Here is a 3,789-nt window from a genome sequence, read left to right on the forward strand (position 1 = left end):
AAAGCCGACGCGCGTCCCGCACCGTAACGCCCATACACCCCAAACGATCACAAACCATTTGGGTTACGGGTCAATAGATGGCGGATGGGTGTCGCGAGTTCCTGGTCACGTGGCTGCCGGCGGGCATGTATGTGAGCCTGGAGCAGGGCTTGGTGCCGTCTGAGGTGTTCGATGCCCAGGTAGTGCCTGGCGCGCACCTGCTGCACGTGGCGTCGGAGGCGGTCAATTCGGCGGTGGTTCGGGACATGCTGTTGGCGCAACCGCCGGGCGTGGTGGTGCAGTTGGTGGACGGGTCGGCGCGGTCGGTAGCTGTGGGGCTCGACGAGGCTGGCGCGTTTGCTCGTGCGGATGCGCTGGGGTTGCCCGTTCTTGTTTCCGGTAACGCGCTCGCCGGGGTGCAAGGCGAGCGGATCGTGGCGATCGATGCTCAGGGGCTTCCCGCGCTGACTCCGGCCGTCGCGAAATACGTGCTGGTGTTGCCGGAGCCTCATCTATTCACCGAATATTCGGGCACTCGCCGTGATCTTGATGTCAGTCTGTCGCAGGTGCTGACTGGCCCACCGATGCTCAGCCAGGTCCGGTTGGTTGATGCCGATCGGGCCGAGTTGGGCATTCCACGGCTCATCCTGGACACCCTCATCGACCGGATTGGTGGCGTCGCTGGTATCGACGAACTCGCTACCTCGGCCGGGGAGGCGTCGTTTGTCGAAGGTGAGGTGATGGGGCTATGGCGTGCCATGGCGGCTCTGGAGCCTGGTGCGGCTGCGCTGGTCATGGTTGGCGCGCGCGGTGACGAGACCGCCGCGACCGTGTTGGCACTGCGGTTTCCCGGCGGCGTCGGGCTCCTGCATGACACCCCGTCGGGCGTACGGGCGGCGACTCTGCCTCGACGTCCGGGCGCGCTGAGCATCGCCCCCGCGGACGTGTCGGAGAAGGCGAGCGCTCTGGTCGACGGCTCCGCGTTGGCGTATCCCTGGCTCAGGGGTGTCAATCCTGAGCGGGAGGGGGCTCCGACTGCTGATGCCTTCACGCTGAACTGCGTCATCACCGCGATCGCTGTCGACCTGTCGCTGATCGACGGCCATGGTCACCAGGCCAGCGGCGTGGGCACCGCCACCGGGCCGGAAGATCGGGGGTTGCCGGAGTCCTACCTGGCGAACTATCAGGCGCAGACGCTCGGCTTGCCCGACGGGGAGAGTCGGGTCTACTTGTTCGGAGACCTCGAAGCTGTCCATGACGTGATGGCCGCCGCCCAGCGGGGTGCCCGTGGCCTCGTGCTGGTCCACGGCGAGGACGCCCGCACGTCGCACGCGTTCAACGTGGTGCACGACGCGTACGGTGTTAGCTTCCTCGACGGTCAGCGTGGCGGTTTCGCCCGCCCCCCGCAGGTGATCACCGACGTCGCCTTCCTGCCCCTTACCCACAACATCAACGTCCCGAACGAGCATCCGCTCACCGTGTTGTCACCGGACCGCCGCGCCGGCGCCATCGGCTTCGAAGCAGAAACACGATTCAAAACCGATGTCCCGGTCGACGTGGTCAACGATCAAGGCATACAAGGTATAGCGACCTCGCGCAACCTCGATATCCACCTCGACGTCGCCTACGCAGGCGAAACAATTATTGAGTTGGTGTCGAAGCCGTACAACATCCTCGACGGCGAGACCGGCTACCGGTCACGCGACGAGGTGTGGCGCGACTTCACACAGATGCTGCAGATGCTGCAACAGGCGGCAGACGAGAATAAGTCACCTTCCCTGAAGGCGTTGTTCAACGATAGTAATGGCTTTCGTCAGGACAACGAGATTGTTCTCAACGACTATCACCTCAATGGCTACACCCGCCCCCGCTCCTACGGGCCATTTGTGAACGACATCTACATGCAATGCACCGTGGGCGTCCCATTGGCGGGCGCGTATCAGCTGCTGCAATTCGCTGCAGGGTGCACCTGGAACCGAATCCGAGCGCGACCAACCCTGGCGGCGATTGACTTCGCCGATCAGGTATCGGGGCTCTACCGATCGGCGATGCACGCCGCCAGCACGACCGGCGGCGGACTACAACCCACGGATGCCTCGCTGGCGCGTGACATCATGGATGTTCGCGGTCTGGTGGCCTTGGCGTACACGCACGTTCTCGCACCCGTAGTGGGCCTTGCCGACGTGCACGCAGAGTTTCCAGAAATTTTGGTCAAGAATCAGTTGCTGGCGGCCTCTCGAACTTCCCTGGCAGCCATCCGGGATCTACTTTCCCCGTGGGCAAAGACCTGGGTGCAGGCGAACGCGAATGAGCTTAGAACCATGTTTGCCGCGCACGCACTGGTGGCGTTTCCCCGGATTCAAACGTATCTGGACGCAACCGAAGGCGGCGACCTCCTCGACCATATAATGCTGGGATCGGATATCGACTATCGTCTGGGCAGCCTGCTCGACAACGTATTACTCGGGGAATCTCCCAGCAATCCCGAACTCAACCATGACAGTGTTTTCGGCATCCGCACCCACTTCGACAAGGCGCGAATGGCCGACAACGGAGATCGCCTTATCCTGCTGGAACTCCGCCACCATGGGGCCAAGCTGCGAGGCGTTATAGACGAGATCAAGCGCAACCTCGACGGCCTGGAGACTCACATCCGTCAGGTTGCCCGTTCCACGGCAGCAATCCAGGCTGCAACTAACAGCAATCAGCATATCACCGCCTTGTTTCCGTTCGAGTCGCGCAGCAGTGACCTGACAGCTGAGCATCGTTCCGAGGTGGAAAAGGTCGCGCGGCGGATCGTGCAGCGGATCGTCGCCAGCGGCTCGGCGGCGACGGTCTTCGTGGAGGGCGGCGGGCAGAGAATCGGAAGCAATGCCGGAGCGCAACGGGCGAAAGCCGTGGCTGAAGCCCTCACGGCATCCGCGTACCAGCACCTGGACGGCGTTGGCATGGCGCCATCCCTGGTCACCGTCCAGCACCGCAGCAGAGGCGCTGGTGTCAGCGAAAGCGCGCACCCCGCGCAACGGGCTGCGGTTGCCGCGAACAAGCGCAGTGTGGTGCTGTGGCTGGAATGGTCGGCACCGCAACAACCCCGTCAATCGCAGGCGGGGGACATCGAAACCGCACGCTTCGGCTCCGCCGGTGCTGACGTTGAGACATGGGAAGTGGCGTCGGACTACACCGACGAGTCGTTGCACGCGGCGTACCCCTGGCTGGGCCAGATCAACCCGGGTCGTGCCGCTGGCGGCGAGTATGTGACCAACTGTGTCATGGCGGCGCTCTCCCTGGATCTCTCGTTGCGGGACGGGAGTTTGGTCTTCGAGACGGCCATCACCGAGCCGTTGGAGGGCGTCAACCTGCTCAACTATCAGCGGCAGGTGTTGGATTTGGCCGATGATGAGCACCGGGTGTACGGGGTCCCGACCATCGATGCGGCCGTGCAGGCCTTGCGGGCGGCCGCCCCGGGTCGCGGGCGCTGATCGCCGTGCACCGGCCCGAGGGTCAGGTCAGCCACGTGTTCGTCGGCATTCGCGATGAGCGCGGAGTCGCCGTCGTCGACCCGCAAACGGGCCGGCTGGGCAGGTTGCCGCTGGACATGACCGGGCTGACGCTCATTCCGCTGTCGCACGACATCCGCCAACCGACGCCGGCGACGGTGGATCAACGGACACGGGTGCTCGATACGGTGGCGGGGTCGTCGCAGGCCGTGGCACGTGGGTTGGATCCGGCAGCTCGCGGTGGTCTTGTCCTCGGTACGGCGCGACCGCAGTTGTCGCTGGGGGATGGTTTGTGGCTGGGTGATGATGTGCA

Annotated in this window: 2 protein-coding genes; both read left to right on the forward strand. The window is 64.2% G+C overall.

Annotation, left to right across the window (positions count from 1 at the left end):
- Positions 1 to 77 precede the first annotated feature (77 nt).
- Positions 78 to 3,458, forward strand: a complete 3,381-nt coding sequence (locus ACLQ24_RS28880; RefSeq protein WP_425894899.1) for a toxin glutamine deamidase domain-containing protein — start codon at positions 78 to 80, stop codon at positions 3,456 to 3,458.
- A 35-nt stretch (positions 3,459 to 3,493) separates the two neighbouring features.
- Positions 3,494 to 3,789: hypothetical protein (locus ACLQ24_RS28885; RefSeq protein ID WP_425894900.1), on the forward strand; the 296-nt coding region annotated here is incomplete at its 3' end.

The organism is Micromonospora sp. DT4 (assembly GCF_049841675.1).
Taxonomy (GTDB): domain Bacteria; phylum Actinomycetota; class Actinomycetes; order Mycobacteriales; family Micromonosporaceae; genus Micromonospora.

What these genes read in the sequence shown, in the direction of transcription:
- ACLQ24_RS28880 (WP_425894899.1), top strand. Translation starts at nt 78, where the DNA reads ATGGCGGATGGGTGTCGCGAGTTCCTGGTCACGTGGCTGCCGGCGGGC.